Here is an 18,282-nt window from a genome sequence, read left to right on the forward strand (position 1 = left end):
CAAAAATGGACTGAAAGCATCTCCGTAAAGGGGAAGTAAAATGACCCAATGGACCACCGAACTCCTTGACACCTTCGCTGCGGCAGAGGCGGACGGTGTCGAGGACGAATACCTCCGGCTGGTCGGCGCGTTGTGGAAGGACGGCGCGCTGACCGAGTCCGCGCCGGCGGCGGTGCCTTCGGTGGTGACCAAGCTCGGTGAGGTCGGCGAGGACCGGGTCGGCCGCCTGCTCATCCTGCTCGGTCTGCTGATCGAGGCCGAGGCGCCGGTCGAGGGCGCCGTCTACACCGCCGCGCGGGCCGGGCTCGACCGTTACCTCGCACTTCTCGACGGCCGCGCGGACGGCGAGCCGCTCACACTCGCGCTGGTCTACCTGCTCTCGCACTTCCCCGACGACCGGAGCCGGATCCTCGCCGCGGTGGCAGGGCTCGACCTCGGCCCGGACGACCGGTCGCGGCTCGACCGCGGTCTCCAGCGGCTGAACCCCGCCGACCCGGCCGGGGTCTCGCTCGGCCGTACGTGGCCCTCGCCGGCCGAGTGGACGACGATGACCGAGGCGGACCACGCCTTCGACCAGAGCTGGATCTCCAAACTCACGCCCGAGCAGCTCGCCAAGCGGTGGTACGACGACACGGTCATGGTGCTGACCTACAGCGGCGGCAAGGCGCACTGGGCCCTGCGCCACGGACGCCCGACCGTCGTCGGCGACACCAGCGTGCACCGCGACGCCCGCGAGCGGCCGGACGCCGGGGACATCGACGCCGAGGCGTTCGCCCGGCACGCAGGCATCCTCCGCTGCCCGGACTGCGGCGGCGGCCTGACCTTCGGCGGCACCGAGATCCACTGCGCCCGCTGCGGCACCGAGCATCCCGTACGGCTCGGAGTGCTCGACCTCCTGCCGGACGGCGAGTCGATGTTCGGCGGCGCCGACGACGCGATGGCCAAGGCCGCCTCGATGAAGACCGTGGGCCACTTCTACGAGACCGTCGCCCGCCCCGGGTTCCTGCGTCTCGTCGGCTCGAACTGGGGCGGCGAGGTGACGCCGGCCGATGAGGACCGCTATCTCACCGAGCGGCTGGGCAGGGTGGACGGGACCGTGCTCGACCTCGGCGCGGGCGCCGGGCGGTGGACCGCCGTCATCGCGGACGCGGTCGGCCCCGAGCGGGTGATCGCGCTCGACCCGAACCTCGCCATGCTCTCGTGGCTGCGCCGCCGCTCGCCCGAAGTCGCCTGCGTCCAGGCCAGCGCGCTCGCGCTGCCGTTCGCCGACGACAGCCTCGCGGCGGTGAACTGCTGGAACGCGCTGCAGGCCATGCCCGACGCCCGCGCGGCGATCGGCGAGGTGGCCCGCTGCCTGCGGCCGGGCGGGATCATGACGGTGATGACCTACCGGCTGTCGCCCGACCCGGTCTACCGCTACTTCCAGACGACGAGCTCCTGGCCGGGCCACCCCGACGGGCTGGACCTGTACACCGAGGAGCAGATCCGCTCCTGGCTCGCCGAGGCCGGTCTGACCGTACGCGAGGCCGCCACTCCGGGAGCCATGCTGATGCTCACCGCGGAGCGCCCGTAAATGGCCACTCCTATCTTAATTTATCCATTATTGCGATGTAATGGGCAAAGGCCTCTCGGCCACTTGATGTCGCTAATCGGGTGGCTATTGTGGCGGTAACCGAGGCCGAAGGAGGTTGCCGTGACGGACGTCTTCAATTTCGCGGCGGAGCGTGGCGCGTGTCCATTCGATCCGCCACCCGTTTATGAGAGACTCCGTGAGGAGGACCCGGTCAGCCGGATCGACCTGTGGGACGGGAGTTCCATGTGGATGGTCACGCGGCACGCGGACGTACGCGCCGTGCTGGCCGACAATTCGTTCAGCGCGGACAACTCCAAGGCCGGCTTTCCGCTGCTGACCCCCTCCTCGGAGGCCCTCACCGAGGACAATCCGACGTTCGTACGGGTGGATCCGCCCGAGCACGGCCGGCTGCGCGGCATGGTCAACGCCGACTTCACGATGAAGGCGGCCATCGCGTTACGCCCACGGATCCAGGAGATCGTGGACGGCCTCATCGACGCGATCGAGGCGCACGGGCCATCCGTCGACCTCGTCGCGGAGTTCGCCGTGCCGATCCCGAGCGAGGTGATCTGCATCATCCTCGGCGTGCCGTACGAGGACCACGACTACTTCCAGAAGTGCACCGCCACGATGACGAGCGTGGCCGCCAGCGAGGAGGAGGTCAACGAGGCGAGCGAGGCGCTGACGCGCTTCCTCACCGAGTTGATCGAGGCCAAGGCCGTCCTGCCGACGGGCGACCTGCTGAGCCGGCTCGTCGTCGAACGGGAGCGGGCCGGCGAGCTGACCCGCACGGACGTCGTCTCGATGGCCCGGCTGCTGCTCGACGCCGGGCACGACACCACCGCGATGATGATCTCCTACGGCATGCTCACGCTGCTGCGCCACCCGGGCCAGCTCCAGGCGCTGCGCGAGGACCCCTCACTCCTGTCCGGCGCGGTCGAGGAGCTCCTGCGGTACACGACGGTCATCCACACCGGCGTGCCGCGCGTCGCCACGAAGGACGTGGAGGTCGGCGGGAATTTGATCCGGGCCGGCGAGGGCGTCCTGTGCTACCTGCCGACGGCAAACCGGGACGGCGACCGGTTCGACGAACCGGACGCGCTCGACATCCGCCGCAAGGACCGGGGCCACATGGCCTTCGGGTTCGGCATCCATCAGTGCATCGGGCAGCCGCTGGCCCGGGTGGAGCTCCAGGTGGCGCTCGGCACCCTGATCCGGCGCCTTCCCGGCCTGCGCCTGGCCGTTCCGTTCGAAGACCTCCGTTTCCGGCACGAGATGTTCGTCGAAGGGGTTTACGAACTGCCGGTCACCTGGTGAGAGGCGACACAATGCACGACCTGACAATTCTCGGGGGAGAAGTGAATACCAGTTCCAGCCCCATACCGTACGGTCCGCGGCTGAGGGAGGCCATTCAGGCCGATTCGGTCACGCCGTTGATCGGTGTGTTCGACATGTTCTCGGCGTCGGTGGCGGCCCAGCACTATGACGGGCTCTTCGTGTCGGGGTTCGGGTTCGCCGCCTCCTATTACGGGCTGCCCGACATCGGGTTCATCGCGTGGCCCGACATGGTGGGCTTCGTCCAGCGCCTGCGCCTGGCCTTTCCCCGCCACCACCTGCTCGTGGACATCGACGACGGTTACGTCGACCCCGAGACCGCCTGCCACGTCGTCCAGCACCTGGACGCCATCGGCGCCTCCGGCGTCATCATCGAGGACCAGAAACGCCCGCGCCGCTGCGGCCACGTCGACGGCAAGCAGATCCTCCCGCTCGAGGAGTACCTGGAAAAGCTGGAACTCGTTCTGGAGAGCCGCGGTGACCTGGTCGTCGTCGCCCGTACGGACGCGACCGACGAGGAGGAGATCGTACGGCGGGCGGAGGCCTTCGCCGCCACGGACGCGGACGTGATCCTGGTCGACGGCCTGCGCAGCGCCGAGTGGATCCGCAAGATCCAGTCGGCGGCGGGCGGCAAGCCTCTGCTGTTCAACCAGATCGCCGGCGGCAAGTCACCGCGCTTCTCGCTCAGCGAGCTGGACGACCTGAACGTCAGCGCCACGATCTACAGCACCCCGTGCCTGTTCGCCGCGCAGACCGCGATGGACCAGGCCCTGTCCCAGCTGAAGGTCGACGACGGCCGGCTGCCGGCGGTCACGGACGGGGCGGTCGGTGTCGCCGAGTGCCTCGACCTGCTCGAACGCAACATCAGCCGGAACCACGCCAAGTAGCCCGCCCGGCGCCACCTTCCGCCGATCCGGCCCCGGGCACGAAACCGGCCGGCGATCGCGACGAGGCGATCGCCGGCCGGATTCTTTCCGCCCCCGGCGAAAGAGCGCCCCCTGGCCGCCGGAGTCGGCCAGGGGGCACGTCGGTGCCGTCTCAGCGGGCGCCGGGCGAGAGGTGGACGGGGGCGCTGCTGTACCCGCGCAGGAACGTGGAGTACAGCGGCTTCGGCTCGCCGGTCAGCTCGATCGTCTCCACGTTGCGCCGCAGGGAGTCGACCATCGCGGCGACCTCCGCGCGGCCGAGGTACGCGCCGAGGCAGAAGTGCGGGCCGTAGCCGAAGGTCAGGTGCTTGTTGGGGCTGCGGGAGAGGTCGAAGACCTCGGGGTCGGCGAAGACCTCCTCGTCCCGGTTGGCCGAGACGTTCCAGGCGGTGACGACGTCGCCCGCGCGGATCGTGCGCCCGCCGACGGTCACGTCGGCCCGTGCCGTACGGCCGAGGTGCATCGCCGGTGTGGTCCACCGGAGGATCTCCTCGACCGCGCCCCCCAGCGGGACGGCCTCCTCCCTGAGCGCCTCCCACTGGCCGGGGTGACGGGTGAAGTTCACCACCGCGCCGATCATCGCGAGCCGGCTGGTCTCGTCCCCGGCCAGGACGAGCCCGTAACAGTTGAGGACCACCTCCTCCTCGGTGAGCGGCTCGCCCTCGATGCGGCACGTCGCCAGGGCACTGACCACGTCGTCCCGTGGCTCGGACCTGCGGTACTGCGCCAGGTCGGCGAAGTAGAGCAGGATCTCGTTGCGGGCCAGACGCGTGGCCTCATCCGACTGGTCCGGCTCGTCCGAGCTGAGCGAACTCTTGCTCAGCCGGAGCAGCTCCGCCTGGTCGGACTCGGGCACGCCGAGCAGGTCGCAGATCGTGCCCATGGGAACCTGCTCGGCGACGTCCCGGGCGAAGTCGCAGGAGCCGGCGGCGACCGCCGCGGTGACCAGCCTCTCCGCCCTCGCCCGTACGCCGTCCGCGACGAGCCGGAGCACGCGCGGGGAGAAGGACTTCAGCAGCATCATGCGCACCGCGGTGTGGCGCGGTGGATCGGTCACCGCGAGCAGCTTCCCGCCCGCCGCGTCACCGCCGGCCAGCAGCGAGGTGAGCATGTTGCCCTGCCCGGAGCCGAACCGCTCGGGGTCCTTGTAGACCGTCAGGACGTCGGCGTACCGGGTCAGCACCCAGAACGCCGGCCCCCGCTCGGTCGCCGGATGCAGGTGCACCGGCCGGTCCCGGCGCAGCCGCCGCCAGAGGTCCGCGATGTCCGGGGCGACGAACGTCGCGGGATCGGTGAGGTTCACGTGGTCGAGGCCGTCGGCCACAGCGGTCGGCATTGTTCCCTCCTCAGAGCGCGGGACCGAAGCGGCTCAGGCCCGCGCCTCCTCCTTGTGCCGCTGCAGCTCCACGGCCTCGTACAGGGCCTTGATGTTGCCGCTGCCGAACGTGCGTGCCCCCACCCGCTCGATGATCTCCAGGAAGAAGGTGTTCCGCGGGTGGACGGACTTGGCGAAGATCTGGAAGAGCTGCCCGTCCTGGTCCTCGTCGGCCAGCAGGCCCAGCCGACGCAGGTCCGCGATGGAGTGCCGGGCGAGCTCCAGCCGCTCGGTGAGCATCGTGTAGTAGGTGTCCGGGGTGGCCAGGAACTCCACGCCGTTGCCGGTCATCGCGCCGACCGCCTGGACGATGTCGTTCGTGGCGAAGGCGATGTGCTGGATCCCGGCGCCGTTGTGGTTCCGCAGGAACTCATCGATCTGACCCGGGCTCTGGGAGGTGTCGGGCTCCAGGATCGTCAGCGTCACCGAGCCGGAGGCGTTCTGCACCACCTTGGAGTCCATCGCCTGGGCCCCGACGATGATGCGCTCGGTGAAGATCATGTCGAAGTCGAGGACCTGCTCGTAGAACGCGATCGTCGGGTCCAGCTGCCCGGCCTCGACGCAGACCGCGAAGTGGTCCATCTCGTACAGGCCGATCTCCGGGTCGGCGCCCGCCCCCGCGACCGGGCGCAGCCCGGGGAGCGCCTGCTCGGAGGCGCCGTCGGGGCGCTGCACGAACGAGTGCGCCACGTCGCCGAAGCCCGCGATCGTCGCGATCACGACGCCATCGTGGCCGGCGGGCTCGGACAGCGGGCGGGCGCCGCGCCGTACGGCCTCCTCGAAGGCCGCGGCGGCGTCGGGGACCCGCAGCGCGATGTCGGCGACGCCGTCACCGTGCTTCTCGACGTACCGCGCGCCGGGGTGCTCGCCCCGAAGCGGCTCGGTGAGCACGAGCCGGATGTTGTTGCCGCCGACCCCCGCCGAGCGGGCCGTCGCGGTGTCGTCGTCCGGCGCGGCGGTGGCGTAGACCGCCATCCCGTAGCCGCTGACGAGCCATTCGGTGCTCGCCGCGATGTCGTTGACGTAGATGGCCACATGGTCGACGGACAGGTCTGCGAAAGGCTGCGTACGTAATCTGCTCATGGTGATTTCTCGATCGGTCGTTCAGGGCTGAGCGTCCATGTGGGCGGCGAGACCGCGCGGCCGCATGTCGGTCCAGTTGGCGTTGACGTACTCAAGGCATTCCGTACGCCCGGCCGGGCCATGGGCGACGGTCCATCCGGCCGGGACGTCGGCGAAGGCCGGCCACAGCGAATGCTGGCCCTCGCCATTGATCAGCACCGAATAGGGGTCGTCCTGGCCGTCAAAGGGATTGGTCATGGTGCCTTCCTGGCGCCGGTGTCGGTGCGGTTTCACCTTCGATCGTCAGGCCCGCGACTCGGCCCGCGCATCTTCGGAAATGCGTGTCCCCACGAAGGCGGCCAGGCGGTCCAGCCCGGTGGTGATCTGCTCGGGGGTCGGCGAGCTGAAGGAGAGCCGGATCTGCCGGCGCGGCCGGCCGTCGTTGTAGAAGTGGTGCATCGGCGTCCACAGCACGCCGTGCTCCCGCGCGCACTGCCGGAGTTCGGCGTCGCCCGCGACGAACGGCACGTCCACGACGACGAAGAAGCCGCCTTTCGGCGCGTTCCAGGTGACCCCGCCGCCCGGCGGGAACCTCCGCGCGAGCCCGTCGAGGACCAGCCGGCGGTTCCGCTGGTAGACGCGGTTCTCACGGGCGTTCGCCCGGCGCAGGCTGAAGTCGTTGGCCAGCAGCTTGCCGCCGACGACCGCCTGCGCGATCGGGGAGGTGTTGACGGTCAGCATGCTCTTGAGCTTGGCGAGCTGGTCGGCGAGCAGTTCCCCGCCGGCGACCCGCTGGTCGGCGACGACGTAGCCGACGCGCGCGCCGGCGACCCCGGTCTTGGCGAAAGAGCCGAGGTAGACGACCCGGCGATGCCGGTCGAGCGCCTTGAGCGTCGGCGGCGGGGTGGTCTCGTCGTGGAAGATCCCGTACGGGTTGTCCTCCAGGATGAGGAAGTCGTGCTCCTCGGCCAGCCGCAGCAGCCGCTCCCGCGTGGCGAGGTCGAGGCTGGCCCCCGAGGGGTTGGCGAAGTCGGCGACGACGTAGCACGCGCGGGGTCGCAGCCCGTCCGCGCGCGCCCGCCGCACGACCCGGACCAGGTCGTCCAGGTCGATCCCGCCGGGAGCGTCCGTGACCGGCAGCAGCGGCAGGTCCGCGAGCCGCGCCGCGCCGGCCATCCCGACGTAGCACGGGTCCACCGCGAGGAGCGCGTCCTCCGGCGTACGGCGCAGCGCGCGCGCGATGAGGTACATCGCCTCCTGGCAGCCGACCGTCACGACGATCGACTCGGGGTCGGCCACGATGTCCTCGTCCACCCGGAGGTGTTCGGCGACGAGGTCGTGGATGATCCCCTTGGTCCGGCCGTACTGCAGCAGCAGACGCCGAACCGGCACCTCGTCGCCGCCGAACCTCGCCATCAGGTGGTCGCGGAAGATCCGCAGGTAGCGGTGCACGTCCTCGGTGTCGAAGAAGCCCTCGTACGGTCGGCCGGCCGCGAGTGAGATCGCGTCGGGAAAGCGGTGCGAGACCTCGTTGAGGAAGTTCATCGACTCGAAGGTCGGCGAGCTCAGCGAGTCGTGCAGCCCGAGCAGTTCCAGGTCGGCCATCGCGACCGTCAGGCGGCGGGCTTGCGGCCGGCCACGATCGCGTACCCGACGAGCTCGGGCCCCGGGTCGAAGAACCCCCGCATGCCCTGTTTGATGCCCGCGATGGTCTGCGCGCCGACCTTGGCCACCAGCTCGTCGTGGTGGTCGTCGACCGCGGCGAAGTAGCGGGCGCTCTGGCCGAAGACCCGGTGGCCGAACTGGGAGTACTCCTCCACGACGAAGCCGGCGCGGCGCAGCGCCTCGATCCACTCGGGCAGCGTCGGGAGCTGGTTGGCCATGTTGCTGGCCTTGAACTGCTCCATCAGCTCCTCGCTCATCTCCGCCTCCTTCGTGCAGTGGCAGAGCGCGACCGCGCCGCCGGGGCGAAGCAGCCGGAAGAACTCGCCCAGCACGTGGTCCAGGTCGGGTGCCGACAGCAGCGACTCGATGGCCATGACGGCGTCGAACGAGGCGTCCGGGAACGTGAGCGCCATGTAGTCGCCGTGGTGGAACTCCAGCCGGTCGCCCAGCCCGCTCTCCTCGGCGCGCCGCGTCGCGGCGGAGACGTCGTAGCTGCTGATCGACACCCCGGTGACCCGTGCCCCGGTCAGCTCGGCGGCCAGTACCGCCGGCCCGCCCGGCCCGCACCCGACGTCGAGCAGGTGGTCGCCGCTCCGCAGGCCGAGCGAGTCCACCACCCGGCGCGTGATCCGCTGACCGGCCTCCGTGATCGGAGTGTCGTCTTTCTCGTCGTACCAGTACGACAGGTGGAAATGGCCACCGTTGATCAGATCCATGATGGGAATGATCGAATCGAGCGTCTTTCCCAGATCAGCTGAATGCGTTGCCGTTTCGCTCATGAGCTCCTCATTTCGCTGCTCCCCGATCGTGGCATTCGCCGTCTCCGCGTCGCGTCTTCCTGCGTGCGCTGAAGATGATCGCGGCAATTCCGGAGATGTTCCGTTCTGTGAATGGTGTGACGCTCGCTGCATGGAAATGGAGGCGAGTCACTCATGACGCTGACGGGTGCGCCGGACATCGCGATCCCCGGAGACCAGGAGTACGAGACCGCGACCCAGGTCTTCAACCTGGCCGCGCCCGCCCAGCCGGTCGCGGCGATCACCGCGCGCACGATCGACCAGGTCCGGGCCGCCATCCGGTACGCCCGGGCCGAGCGGATGCCGGTGCGGGTGCACACGACCGGGCACGCGGCGGCGGCCGCGCGGCCCATGCACGGCGCCCTGCTGATCCGGACCGCGCTGGAGGGCGGCGCCGACATCGACGCGGTCCGCCGTACGGCGCGGGTGACGGCCGGCACGCGCTGGGCCGAGGTGATCGACGCCGCGGCCCCGTACGGGCTGGCCGCGCCGCACGGCTCGTCGCCGCTCGTCGGCGTCGTCGGCTACCTGCTCCGCGGCGGCGTGAGCTTCTATGGCCGGCGTACGGGCCTGGCGGTCAACGGCGTCACCGCGTTCGAGCTGGTCACCGCCGACGGTGAGCTGCGGCGGGTGGACGCCTCGTCCGACCCGGAGCTGTTCTGGGCGCTGCGCGGGGGAGGCGGCGGCTTCGGGGTCGTCACCGCCGCCGAGTTCGCCCTGTTCCCGGCCGCGCGGGTCATCACCGGTGCCGCGTACTGGTCCGCGGCCGACGCCGACCGGCTGCTGCCGCTGTGGCTGCGGTGGTCGCGCGACGCGCCGCGCGAGGTCACGACGACGCTGCGGCTGATGAACCTGCCCGAGCACCCCGACGTCCCGCCGGAGCTCAACGTCGGGACGGTGCTCTGCGTGGACGGTGCGGTGCTCAGCCCGACCGATGACGTGACGGCGGCGCGGGCGTACGCCGAGGACCTGCTCGGCCCGCTGCGGTCGGTGGCCGCGCCGCTCATGGACACCTGGGAGCTCGCCGGGCCGCCCGCCGTGGCCCAGACGCACATGGACCCGGCCGAGCCCTTCCCGGTCTACGGCGACCACATGCTGCTCGGCGACCTGGGCGAGGACGGCGGCACGGACGCCCTCCTGCGGGTGGCCGGGCACGGATCCGGCTCGCCGCTGACCAACGTCGAGATCCGGCAGCTCGGCGGGGCACTGGCCGTACCGGATCCGTCGGGCGGAGTGCTCGACCACCTCGACGCCCGCTACGCCTACATGGGAGGGGGCGTGCCGTTCGCCCCCGTCACCCCGGAGGCGATCACCACGCACTGCGCGGCCGTACGCGCCGCGCTCACTCCGTGGGACACCGGCCGTACGACCCCGACCTTCGTGGAGCACTTCGAGCAGCCGCAGGGACACCTGACACCGGACCAGGTGCGGGCCCTCGACCGGATCCGCGCGCGGGTCGACCCCGCCGGCCTCTTCGGCGGCGACATCGCCCCGGGCGCGTCCGCCCGTCAAACGAACGGAATGGAGTAGGCGATGGAGTACCCGTCCATTCAGGCGTCTTTCGCCGCGCAGGTGGAGCGGACGCCGGACGCGGTGGCCGTGATCTCGGGCGACGTCCGGTTGACCTACCGGGAGCTGGACGAGCGGGCCAACCGGCTCGCGCACCGGCTGCTCGGCCTGGGGATCGAGCCGGAGGCGCCGATCGCGATCCTCATGGAGCGGTCGGTCAACGTGGTCGTCGCGATCCTGGCCTCGGTCAAGGCCGGCGGCTGCTACCTGCCGCTGCACAGTGCTTACCCGGTCGAACGCATGCAGTGGATCATGGACCAGGCCAAGGCGCCCGTGCTGCTCGCCGACGACGCCGAGCGCGACCTGCCCAAGAGCGATCAGCTCGTCAACGTCGACACCGAACCGGCCGGCGCCCCGGCGCACGACCCCGGGGTCATCGTCCACCCGGACCACCTCGCGTACGTGATGTACACCTCGGGCTCGACGGGCCACCCGAAGGGCGTGGCGATCACCCATCGCGGCGTGCTGTCCCTCGCGCTGGACCGGTGCTGGGGCACCCGCCGCCACGAGAGGGTGCCGATGGTCGCCCCGCACGCCTTCGACGTCTCGACGTACGAGCTGTGGGTGCCGCTGCTGCACGGCGGACGCGTCGTCCTGGCGCCGCCCGGCGACCTGGAGATCGACACCCTGCACCGCCTCATCGTGGAGGAGGAGATCACCGGCCTGCACCTGACCGCCGGGCTCTTCCGCGTCGTGACCGAGGAGGCACCGGAGTTTCTGGCCGGGGTGCGCGAGGTGATGACCGGCGGGGACGTCGTCTCACCGGCCGCCGTACGCCGGGTGCTGGAGGCGTGCCCGGACCTCGTCGTGCGGGCCCTGTACGGGCCGACCGAGTCGACGCTGTTCACCACGCAGTCGGCCATCACGGCGCCGTACGAGGCGCGCCCGACCGTGCCGATCGGCCGCGCGATGGACGACGTCCGCACGCACGTCCTGGATGAGGAGCTCCGGCCGGTTCCCGACGGCGAGACCGGCGAGCTGTACATCGCCGGCGACCGCCTGGCGCGCGGCTACGTCGGCCGCGCCGACCTGACCGCCGAGCGCTTCGTCGCCGACCCGTTCGGCGAGCCCGGAGCGCGGATGTACCGCACCGGCGACCTCGTCCGCCAGACCTCCGACGGGCTGCTGGACTTCGCCGGCCGTACGGACGACCAGGTGAAGATCCGCGGATTCCGGGTGGAGCTGGCCGAGGTCGAGTCGGTGCTCATGGAACATCCGGGCCTGGCCGACATCGCCGTGCTGCCCCAGGACCTGGACTCGGGGGAGAAGGTGCTCACCGCGTACGTGGTGGCCGCCTCGGACGACCTGGACGTCGCGTCCCTGCGCGGCCACGCGTCGGCGGCGCTGCCGGACTACATGGTGCCGGCGGCGTTCGTCGTGCTGGACACCCTGCCGCTGACCCCCAACGGGAAGCTCGACCGCAAGGCGCTGCCCCGGCCCGACCTGCGGGCCCTGTCCTCGCACCGGCCGCCGCGCGACGCCACGGAGGAGAGGCTGTGCGGCCTCTTCGCGGAGGTGCTCGGCGTCGGCGAGGTGGGGATCGAGGACGACTTCTTCGAGCTGGGCGGCCAGTCGCTGCTGGCGATGCGGCTGATCCGGCGCATCCGCGCGACGTTCGGCGTCGCGCTGGCGGTCGAGACGCTGTTCGACAGCCCAACGGTGGCGGGCCTGGCCGGGCGGTTCGACGCCCCGGCCGCCGACCTGGGGGCCTGACGCGTGACCCAGCGCCGCCTGCCCCGCGCCGGCGAGCTCGCGCGGATCCTGCGCCCGCGCCCGCCGACGCTCGACGCCACCCGGCGCCGGCTCGCCCGCGCGCACACGATCGCCGACCTGCGCGCCGTCGCGCGGCGGCGGGTGCCGCGCGCGGTGTTCGACTACACCGACGGCGCGGCCGAGATGGAGGAGAGCCTGCGCCGGGCGCGGCAGGCGTACCGGAGGGTGGAGTTCCACCCCAACGTGCTGCGCGGGGTGTCCGGCGCCGACCCGGGGACCGACATCCTCGGGCGGCGCTCGGAACTCCCGTTCGCCCTGGCCCCCACCGGTCTGACCCGGATGATGCACCACGAGGGGGAGCGCGCCGTCGTACGGGTGGCGCAGCGGGCCGGCGTCCCGTACGCGCTGTCCACGATGGGCACCACCTCCATCGAGGACGTCGCGGCGGCCGGGCCGGAGGCGCGCAGGTGGTTCCAGCTCTACGTCTGGCGGGACCGTGCCGCGGGGCGCGACCTGATGGACCGGGCCCGCCGCGCCGGCTACGACACCCTCATCCTCACCGTGGACACGCCGGTCGCGGGCGCGCGGCTGCGCGACGCGCGCAACGGCCTGACCATCCCGCCGGCGCTCACGCTCCGGACGTTCCTCGACGGGGCGGCGCACCCGGCCTGGTGGTTCGACCTGTTCACCACCGAGCCGCTGAGGTACGCCTCGCTGAGTGCCGGGGGCGGCTCCGTGGCCGACCTCATCGACCACGTCTTCGACCCCGACCTCGGCCTCGCGGACCTGGCCTGGATACGGGAGTCGTGGCCCGGGCGGCTCGTCGTGAAGGGCGTCCAGAACGTCGGCGACGCGCGTGACGTGGTCAAGCACGGCGCCGACGCCCTGGTCCTTTCCAGCCATGGCGGCCGTCAGCTCGACCGGGCGCCGGTCCCGCTCGAACTCCTGCCCGCGGTGGCGGAGGCGGTACGCGGCGAGGCCGAGGTCTGGGTGGACACCGGGATCATGTCCGGCGCGGACATCGTGGCCGCGCTGGCGCGGGGCGCCGACGCCTGCCTGGTCGGCCGGGCCTACCTGTACGGGCTGATGGCCGGCGGGGAGCGCGGCGTCGCGCGGGCCGTCGACATCCTGCGGGCCGAGATCGTCCGGACCATGCAACTGCTCGGCGTACGGACGGTCGCGGAACTCACCCCGGAGCACGCGACGCTCCGGTGACGCCTTTTTTGCGCATCGTCGGAGAAGTACGCCGTTGTTCGCCGGGTTACCGTCGAATTCACATTGGAGGATCGTCGTGCGAGTCCTGTTCATTCCGTGTGCCCATAGATCGCATCTCTATCTGTCGGTTCCCATGGCCTGGGCGTTACGTGGCGCGGGCCACCAGGTGTTCGTCGCCAGCGTGCCCGATCCCGGCCTGACCACGGAGGATGTCACGAGCACCGGCCTGACCTCGGTGTCGGTCGGCGAGCCGGTGAACATCGGAGAAATGGCGCAGGAAGAGGCGTCGAAAATAGCGCCGGTCGTACCGCCCGCGACGGAACCCGGCCGCAAGACGGTGCAGGCGGATTACTCGAACTGCGATGTCCGGGTCGAGCTGGAGCAGATGGCGCGGATCTATCCGGTCGTGTTCAGCTCCAAGTCGATGGTGGACGAGCTCATCGCCTTCGCCGCCGAATGGCGGCCGGATCTCGTGGTCTGGGACCACCTGATGATGTTCGCCGGCCCGGCGGTCGCCAAGGCCTGCGGCGCGGCCAACGCGCGCCTCGTCTACTGCCCGGACTCGGTGGCGCAGCTGCGCATCGCGTACCGGGAGCGGTACGGGAGCCCGGACCCCATCGAGAAGGGGGTCCGCGACCGGTTCGCCGACTTCGGCCTTGACTTCGACCCCTCGATGACCGACGGCGACTTCACCATCAACACCATGCCGCCCTGGACGTGGCGGCCGGCCGGGCAGCACTACCTGAACGTACGGCCGATGTCGTTCAACGGCCCGTCCGCGGTGCCGAAGTGGCTGCACGAGCAGCCGGCGCGCCGCCGGATCTGCATCACGCTCGGGCTGACCTCGCGGGGCGTGCACTCCAACATCCCCTCGGTCGAGAACCTCTTCGCCGCGGTGGCCGGCCTCGACGTCGAGGTGATCGCCACGCTCGCGCCGGAGAGCGTCGCGGACCTGCCGGGCATCCCGGACAACGTGCGGGTGGTGGAGTTCGTCCCGATGAACACGCTGCTGGCGACCTGCTCGGCGATCCTGCACCACGGCGGCGCCGGCACGGTGTTCTCGGCGCTGGAGCACGGGATCCCGCAGATCATCCTGCCGAGCACGTTCGCGAACGAGAAGTTCTGGGGTCAGGTCGGCCATGCCGAGGGCCTGGAGAACCAGGGTGCCGGGATCTACGTGGACACCTCGCGTCCCGTGACCGCCGGGGAGCTGCGCGACCACCTGGTTCGGGCGCTGGACGACCCGTCGTACGCGCGGAACGCGGCCCGGCTCCGCACGGAGCTGCTGGAGATGCCCGCGCCGAACGACGTCATCCCCGCCCTGACCAGGCTGACCGCCGAACACCGCGCCGCCGCGTGAGACCAGGGAGATCAGGGAGATCAGGGAGATCAGGGAGATCAGGGAGATCAGGGAGATCAGGGAGATCAGGGAGATCAGGGAGATCAGGGAGATCAGCATGCCCGCAGACAAGATCGCCATCAACGTCTGGCTGAACGAGTATCCGTTCCCCGGCTTCCTCGACCCGCTGAAGGAGGCCGCCGCGACGTTCGGCGCCGCCCATCCCGAGTACGAGGTCAACATCCAGGGCCGCGACTTCCGTACGATGCCGACGCACGTCGCCCGGGGGATCGCCAAGGGCGAGACCCCGGATCTGGTCGAGTTCTTCTACACGAGCACCCAGCTCGCCCTGGACACGCTCGGGCGGGACGGCGAGCCGCTGTTCACCCCGATCGGGCCGGCCATCGGCGGCCGTACCGAGATCCTCGGCGAGCCCGTCCTGGTCGATGACGTGATCCCGGCCGCCCGCGACTTCTTCACCGGCGAGTCCGGGAGGATCGCCATGCCGCCGACCGCCTCGACGGTCCTGCTGTACGCCAACACCACGCTGCTCGCGTCGGCCGGCGTCACGTCGGTGCCGCGGACGTGGGCCGAGGTCGAGGCCGCCTGCCGCGCGGTGGCCCGGCTGGCCGGCGGCCCCGCGCACCGGATCGCCTGGCCGAACCACATGTGGATGTTCCTGCAGGCGATGGCCCAGCAGGGCGGCCGGCTCGTGGACCACGACAACGGCCGGTCCGGCCGCGCCGAGAAGATCTCGCTCGTGTCGGACGAGATGACCGCCTTCTTCACCTGGTGGCAGCGGCTCCACCGCGACGGCCACTTCTTCTACTCCGGGGAGCAGTCGGACTGGATGAGCTGCTTCAAGGCGTTCGGCGAACAGGGCCTGGCGTTCATCCTCAGCTCGTCGGTGGACGCCTCCCGGCTGATCCGCCAGGGCCGGGAGGCCGGCTTCACCGTCGAGGCGGCGCCGATGCCGTACAACGACGAGGTCCCGTACGCGGGCAACCTGATGGGCGGGGACGGCATGTGGCTGGCCGCCGGCCTCGACCCAGCCAGGCGTGATGGGGCGCTGGCCTTCATGCAGCACGTCATCAAGCCGGAGCACGCGGTGGAGTGGCACAAGTTCCAGGGCCGCCTGCCGATCACGCGGACGGCGGTGCGGCTGCTGGAGGAGGAGGGCTGGTTCACCGAACACCCGGAACGCCGCGTCGCGAGCGACCAGCTCGAGGCGAGCGCCGGCCTGCCGGGGACCCTCGGCCCGATCTTCGGGGAGTTCGCGGGCATCCAGAAGGAGATCACGTCGGCCATGCACGATGTCCTGACCGGCGACGCGGAGCCGGTGGCCCGGTTCACGCAGGCGAACACGGAAGCACAACAGCTCCTGGACGCCTACAACGCCCACTGTGCCGGGCCACCCCGCCGTTCCCCCGACAGCATGAAAGTCGCGTGGTGAGCCGCCGTGGAACCGGTTCTCCGACCCCGGGCCCTGGGCGGAGTGGGCGGAGTGGGTGCGCTGCCGGTGTAGGCTCAGACCGCGCGGTGGAGCAGTTCGGTAGCTCGTAGGGCTCATAACCCTGAGGTCGCCGGTTCAAATCCGGCTCGCGCCACTGGTTCGCGTGACGAGGCCCCTGCTCTCTCCGGTTCGCCGGGAGGGCGGGGGCCTTCGTCGTGCTGGTCAGAGCATGCCTTCGCCCGGACGGAGCGTCCCCGAACCGTCGTCGACCATCCGGAAGGTCACCTCCCGGCCGCGCTCGCGCGGGACCCAGCCGTGCTCCAGCGCTTCACGGATGATCTGTTCGACCAGCGCGGGCCCGATCACCGTGTCGTGGCCCACCTGCGCGACGATCCGCCGGCCACGCCCGGCGGCCCGTTCGACGGCGATCGCCGCCAACTCTTCGCCGCGGACCGCGGCCCAGCGAAAGCGCGTCCCGTCCACGACGAGGATCCCCGCCCATCTGATCCGGGCCCTCTTCGTGAAGGGCGTTCTTCCCCGGTCACGTCGGTAGATCCACTCGTTGAGAAACGCGAGCGCGATCCAGGGGAGGATGCCTTGGCGCATCGCCGAGAGCCACCCGACGCCCGTGGTCAGGGATGTGCCCAGCATGACCACCAGGCCCGCGAGAACGTACAGGCAAAGGCGCGCGGCGAAGAAGCGCATGACCCGGTCGAACGGCATGCGTGACATGACGAACCCCTCTTCCCCGGCGGCCCCGAACCAGAATGCCACCGGGGGAAGGGCGTGCGTGGTCGCGTGCCAGATCTCCCCATTCGCCCGAAGGTCCGGGGCCGTGCCCGGGCCTTCGGCGTAGGAGACCGTCAGGCGAGTTTCAGCGGGGACTCCGGGGCGGCCACCGCAGTGCGCAGCAGGCGGCTGAAGTGGCCTTCCATCGCGCTCATCGAGCTCTGGTCGAAGCGGTTCCGGCGGAACTGCAGGTGCCCGATCAGGTCGCCGTCCGGGTGCAGGTTCAGCGTCCAGAGCACGCCGTCCGGGACGTCGCAGCCGACCGGCTGGGAGATCAGGCGGCGGCGCAGCTCGTCGTAGCGCAGGTCGCCGACCAGCTCCCCGCCGAGCGCGAACGGGAACGGGAAGATCTGGAACACGCAGGGGGCGAGGTTCTCGTCCTCCGCGGGGTTCATCAGCTCCGGGGCCTCTTCGAGGATCTGCACGAACGGGATGTCGTGCGTGTAGCTCTCGACGCAGGTACGGCGCGTGCGCTCCAGCACGTCGAGGAAGGTCCGGCAGCCTCCGATGTCCGTACGGAGCGGCAGGAAGTTGAACATCGGGCCGACCGTGTCCTCGAACCGGTCGGCGTCGCGGCCGGGCGTGAACGTCGGCACGACGATGTCGGTGGCCCCGGTCATCTGGTTGATCATGAGTTCGAGGGCGCCGAGCACGACCATGAACGGGGTGCTGCGCGTCGCCTTGGCCAGGCGCCGGGCGGACGTGATGACGTCGGTGGTGACCAGGTGCCGGTGCACCGACGTGTACTTCGGCGCGCCGGTCGTCACCGGCCGGTCCGTGGGCAGGGCCCAGATCTGGGCGTCCCGCAGCTTCTCCCGCCAGTACTTGCGCGAGGCGCCGACCGCCGGCGTGTCCAGGTTCGCCCGCTGCCAGGTGGTGTACTCCCGGTACTGCCGCGGCTCCTCCAGCGGCTCGCCGAGCCCCTTGCGCCGGGCGTACAGGGCGGTGAGGTCGCGCATGATGACCCGCATCGACCAGCCGTCGGTGACGGTGTGGTGCGCCTGGAGGATGAGGAACGAGTCGTTCTCGTCGAACCGCGTGAGGACGGCCCGTACGTGCGGCTGCCGGTGGATGGCGAACGTCGTGGACTCGATCTCGATGGTGAGCTCTTCGGCCCGGCGGTCGCGGTCCTCCGGCGCGACGGGCAGGTCGCGGACGGTCAGCTCCGGCGGGCTCGGTGGCAGCACCTCCTGGTACTGCTCCTCGCCGTCGAGGACGATCTCGGTGCGCAGCATCTCGTGCCGCACGACCAGGTCGTCCAGCGCCGCGCGCAGCGTGTCGACGTCCACCGCCCCGGTGACGCGCCAGCCGTGGACCAGGTGGTTCCGGGGGCCGAACTGGCCGTCGGCGTCCCCCTCCTCGAACATGTAGGTGAAGTCCTGGTTGCAGGAGAACGGAATCCGGCTCACCAGTGCGTCCGGCGAATGCGTGGGCTGATGAACGACCATTGACTACAGACCTCCTTCGGGTA

15 protein-coding genes and 1 tRNA gene are annotated in these 18,282 nt (G+C 70.8%); 9 read left to right on the forward strand and 7 right to left on the reverse strand.

The annotated features are described in order from the left end of the window. The first annotated feature begins 40 nt into the window (after positions 1–40). From QWU11_RS19025 to QWU11_RS19035, 3 genes are all read left to right on the forward strand, one after another. A complete protein-coding gene (locus QWU11_RS19025; RefSeq protein WP_290113712.1) occupies positions 41–1,573 on the forward strand; it encodes a class I SAM-dependent methyltransferase in 1,533 nt (510 codons plus the stop codon). Between the two features lie 120 nt (positions 1,574–1,693). Beyond that, complete coding sequence (locus QWU11_RS19030) at positions 1,694–2,890, forward strand: cytochrome P450 (protein ID WP_290113719.1); 1,197 nt, start codon at positions 1,694–1,696, stop codon at positions 2,888–2,890. A 116-nt stretch (positions 2,891–3,006) separates the two neighbouring features. Next, on the forward strand, positions 3,007–3,795 hold the full coding sequence (locus QWU11_RS19035; protein ID WP_290113751.1) for an isocitrate lyase/PEP mutase family protein: 789 nt from the start codon (positions 3,007–3,009) through the stop codon (positions 3,793–3,795). 151 nt (positions 3,796–3,946) lie between these two features. Here QWU11_RS19035 and QWU11_RS19040 read toward each other — a convergent pair whose 3' ends face one another. The 5 genes from QWU11_RS19040 to QWU11_RS19060 are packed head-to-tail and all read right to left on the reverse strand — an operon-like array spanning position 3,947 to position 8,652. Next, on the reverse strand, positions 3,947–5,170 hold the full coding sequence (locus QWU11_RS19040) for a cytochrome P450 (RefSeq protein WP_290113753.1): 1,224 nt from the start codon (positions 5,168–5,170) through the stop codon (positions 3,947–3,949). Positions 5,171–5,203: 33 nt separating this feature from the next. Further along, a complete protein-coding gene (gene hppD, locus QWU11_RS19045; protein WP_290113756.1) occupies positions 5,204–6,292 on the reverse strand; it encodes a 4-hydroxyphenylpyruvate dioxygenase in 1,089 nt (362 codons plus the stop codon). Positions 6,293–6,313: 21 nt separating this feature from the next. Next, positions 6,314–6,529 (reverse strand): MbtH family protein, encoded by a 216-nt coding sequence (locus tag QWU11_RS19050; RefSeq protein WP_290113758.1) that lies wholly within the window; start codon positions 6,527–6,529, stop codon positions 6,314–6,316. 45 nt (positions 6,530–6,574) lie between these two features. Continuing rightward, positions 6,575–7,876 (reverse strand): PLP-dependent aminotransferase family protein, encoded by a 1,302-nt coding sequence (locus tag QWU11_RS19055; RefSeq protein ID WP_290113760.1) that lies wholly within the window; start codon positions 7,874–7,876, stop codon positions 6,575–6,577. A gap of 8 nt (positions 7,877–7,884) precedes the next feature. Then, positions 7,885–8,652, reverse strand: coding sequence for a class I SAM-dependent methyltransferase (locus QWU11_RS19060; RefSeq protein ID WP_290113770.1), 768 nt, complete (start codon positions 8,650–8,652; stop codon positions 7,885–7,887). A 216-nt stretch (positions 8,653–8,868) separates the two neighbouring features. Here QWU11_RS19060 and QWU11_RS19065 point away from each other — a divergent pair, with 216 nt between their 5' ends. The 6 genes from QWU11_RS19065 to QWU11_RS19090 all read left to right on the forward strand — a co-directional run bounded on the left by QWU11_RS19065 (position 8,869) and on the right by QWU11_RS19090 (position 16,176). Further along, a complete protein-coding gene (locus tag QWU11_RS19065; RefSeq protein ID WP_290113772.1) occupies positions 8,869–10,263 on the forward strand; it encodes an FAD-binding protein in 1,395 nt (464 codons plus the stop codon). 3 nt (positions 10,264–10,266) lie between these two features. Beyond that, on the forward strand, positions 10,267–12,015 hold the full coding sequence (locus tag QWU11_RS19070) for a non-ribosomal peptide synthetase (protein ID WP_290113774.1): 1,749 nt from the start codon (positions 10,267–10,269) through the stop codon (positions 12,013–12,015). A 3-nt stretch (positions 12,016–12,018) separates the two neighbouring features. Further along, positions 12,019–13,230, forward strand: a complete 1,212-nt coding sequence (locus QWU11_RS19075) for an alpha-hydroxy acid oxidase (protein ID WP_290113795.1) — start codon at positions 12,019–12,021, stop codon at positions 13,228–13,230. A 133-nt stretch (positions 13,231–13,363) separates the two neighbouring features. Further along, positions 13,364–14,590 carry a nucleotide disphospho-sugar-binding domain-containing protein gene (locus QWU11_RS19080; protein ID WP_290113812.1) on the forward strand — a complete coding sequence of 409 codons (1,227 nt, stop codon included), beginning with the start codon at positions 13,364–13,366 and terminating at the stop codon, positions 14,588–14,590. Positions 14,591–14,687: 97 nt separating this feature from the next. Next, positions 14,688–16,022: an extracellular solute-binding protein gene (locus QWU11_RS19085; RefSeq protein ID WP_290113815.1), complete on the forward strand. Its 1,335-nt coding sequence runs from the start codon at positions 14,688–14,690 to the stop codon at positions 16,020–16,022. 80 nt (positions 16,023–16,102) lie between these two features. Further along, positions 16,103–16,176 (forward strand) — tRNA-Met (locus QWU11_RS19090). Between the two features lie 68 nt (positions 16,177–16,244). Here QWU11_RS19090 and QWU11_RS19095 read toward each other — a convergent pair. Both QWU11_RS19095 and QWU11_RS19100 read right to left on the reverse strand, forming a co-directional pair. Continuing rightward, a complete protein-coding gene (locus QWU11_RS19095; protein ID WP_290113819.1) occupies positions 16,245–16,745 on the reverse strand; it encodes a hypothetical protein in 501 nt (166 codons plus the stop codon). Positions 16,746–16,885: 140 nt separating this feature from the next. Beyond that, positions 16,886–18,259 (reverse strand): condensation domain-containing protein, encoded by a 1,374-nt coding sequence (locus tag QWU11_RS19100; RefSeq protein WP_290113822.1) that lies wholly within the window; start codon positions 18,257–18,259, stop codon positions 16,886–16,888. Positions 18,260–18,282: the final 23 nt, after the last annotated feature.

The organism is Actinomadura sp. DC4, assembly GCF_030406325.1.
In the GTDB taxonomy this organism is placed as follows: domain Bacteria; phylum Actinomycetota; class Actinomycetes; order Streptosporangiales; family Streptosporangiaceae; genus Actinoallomurus.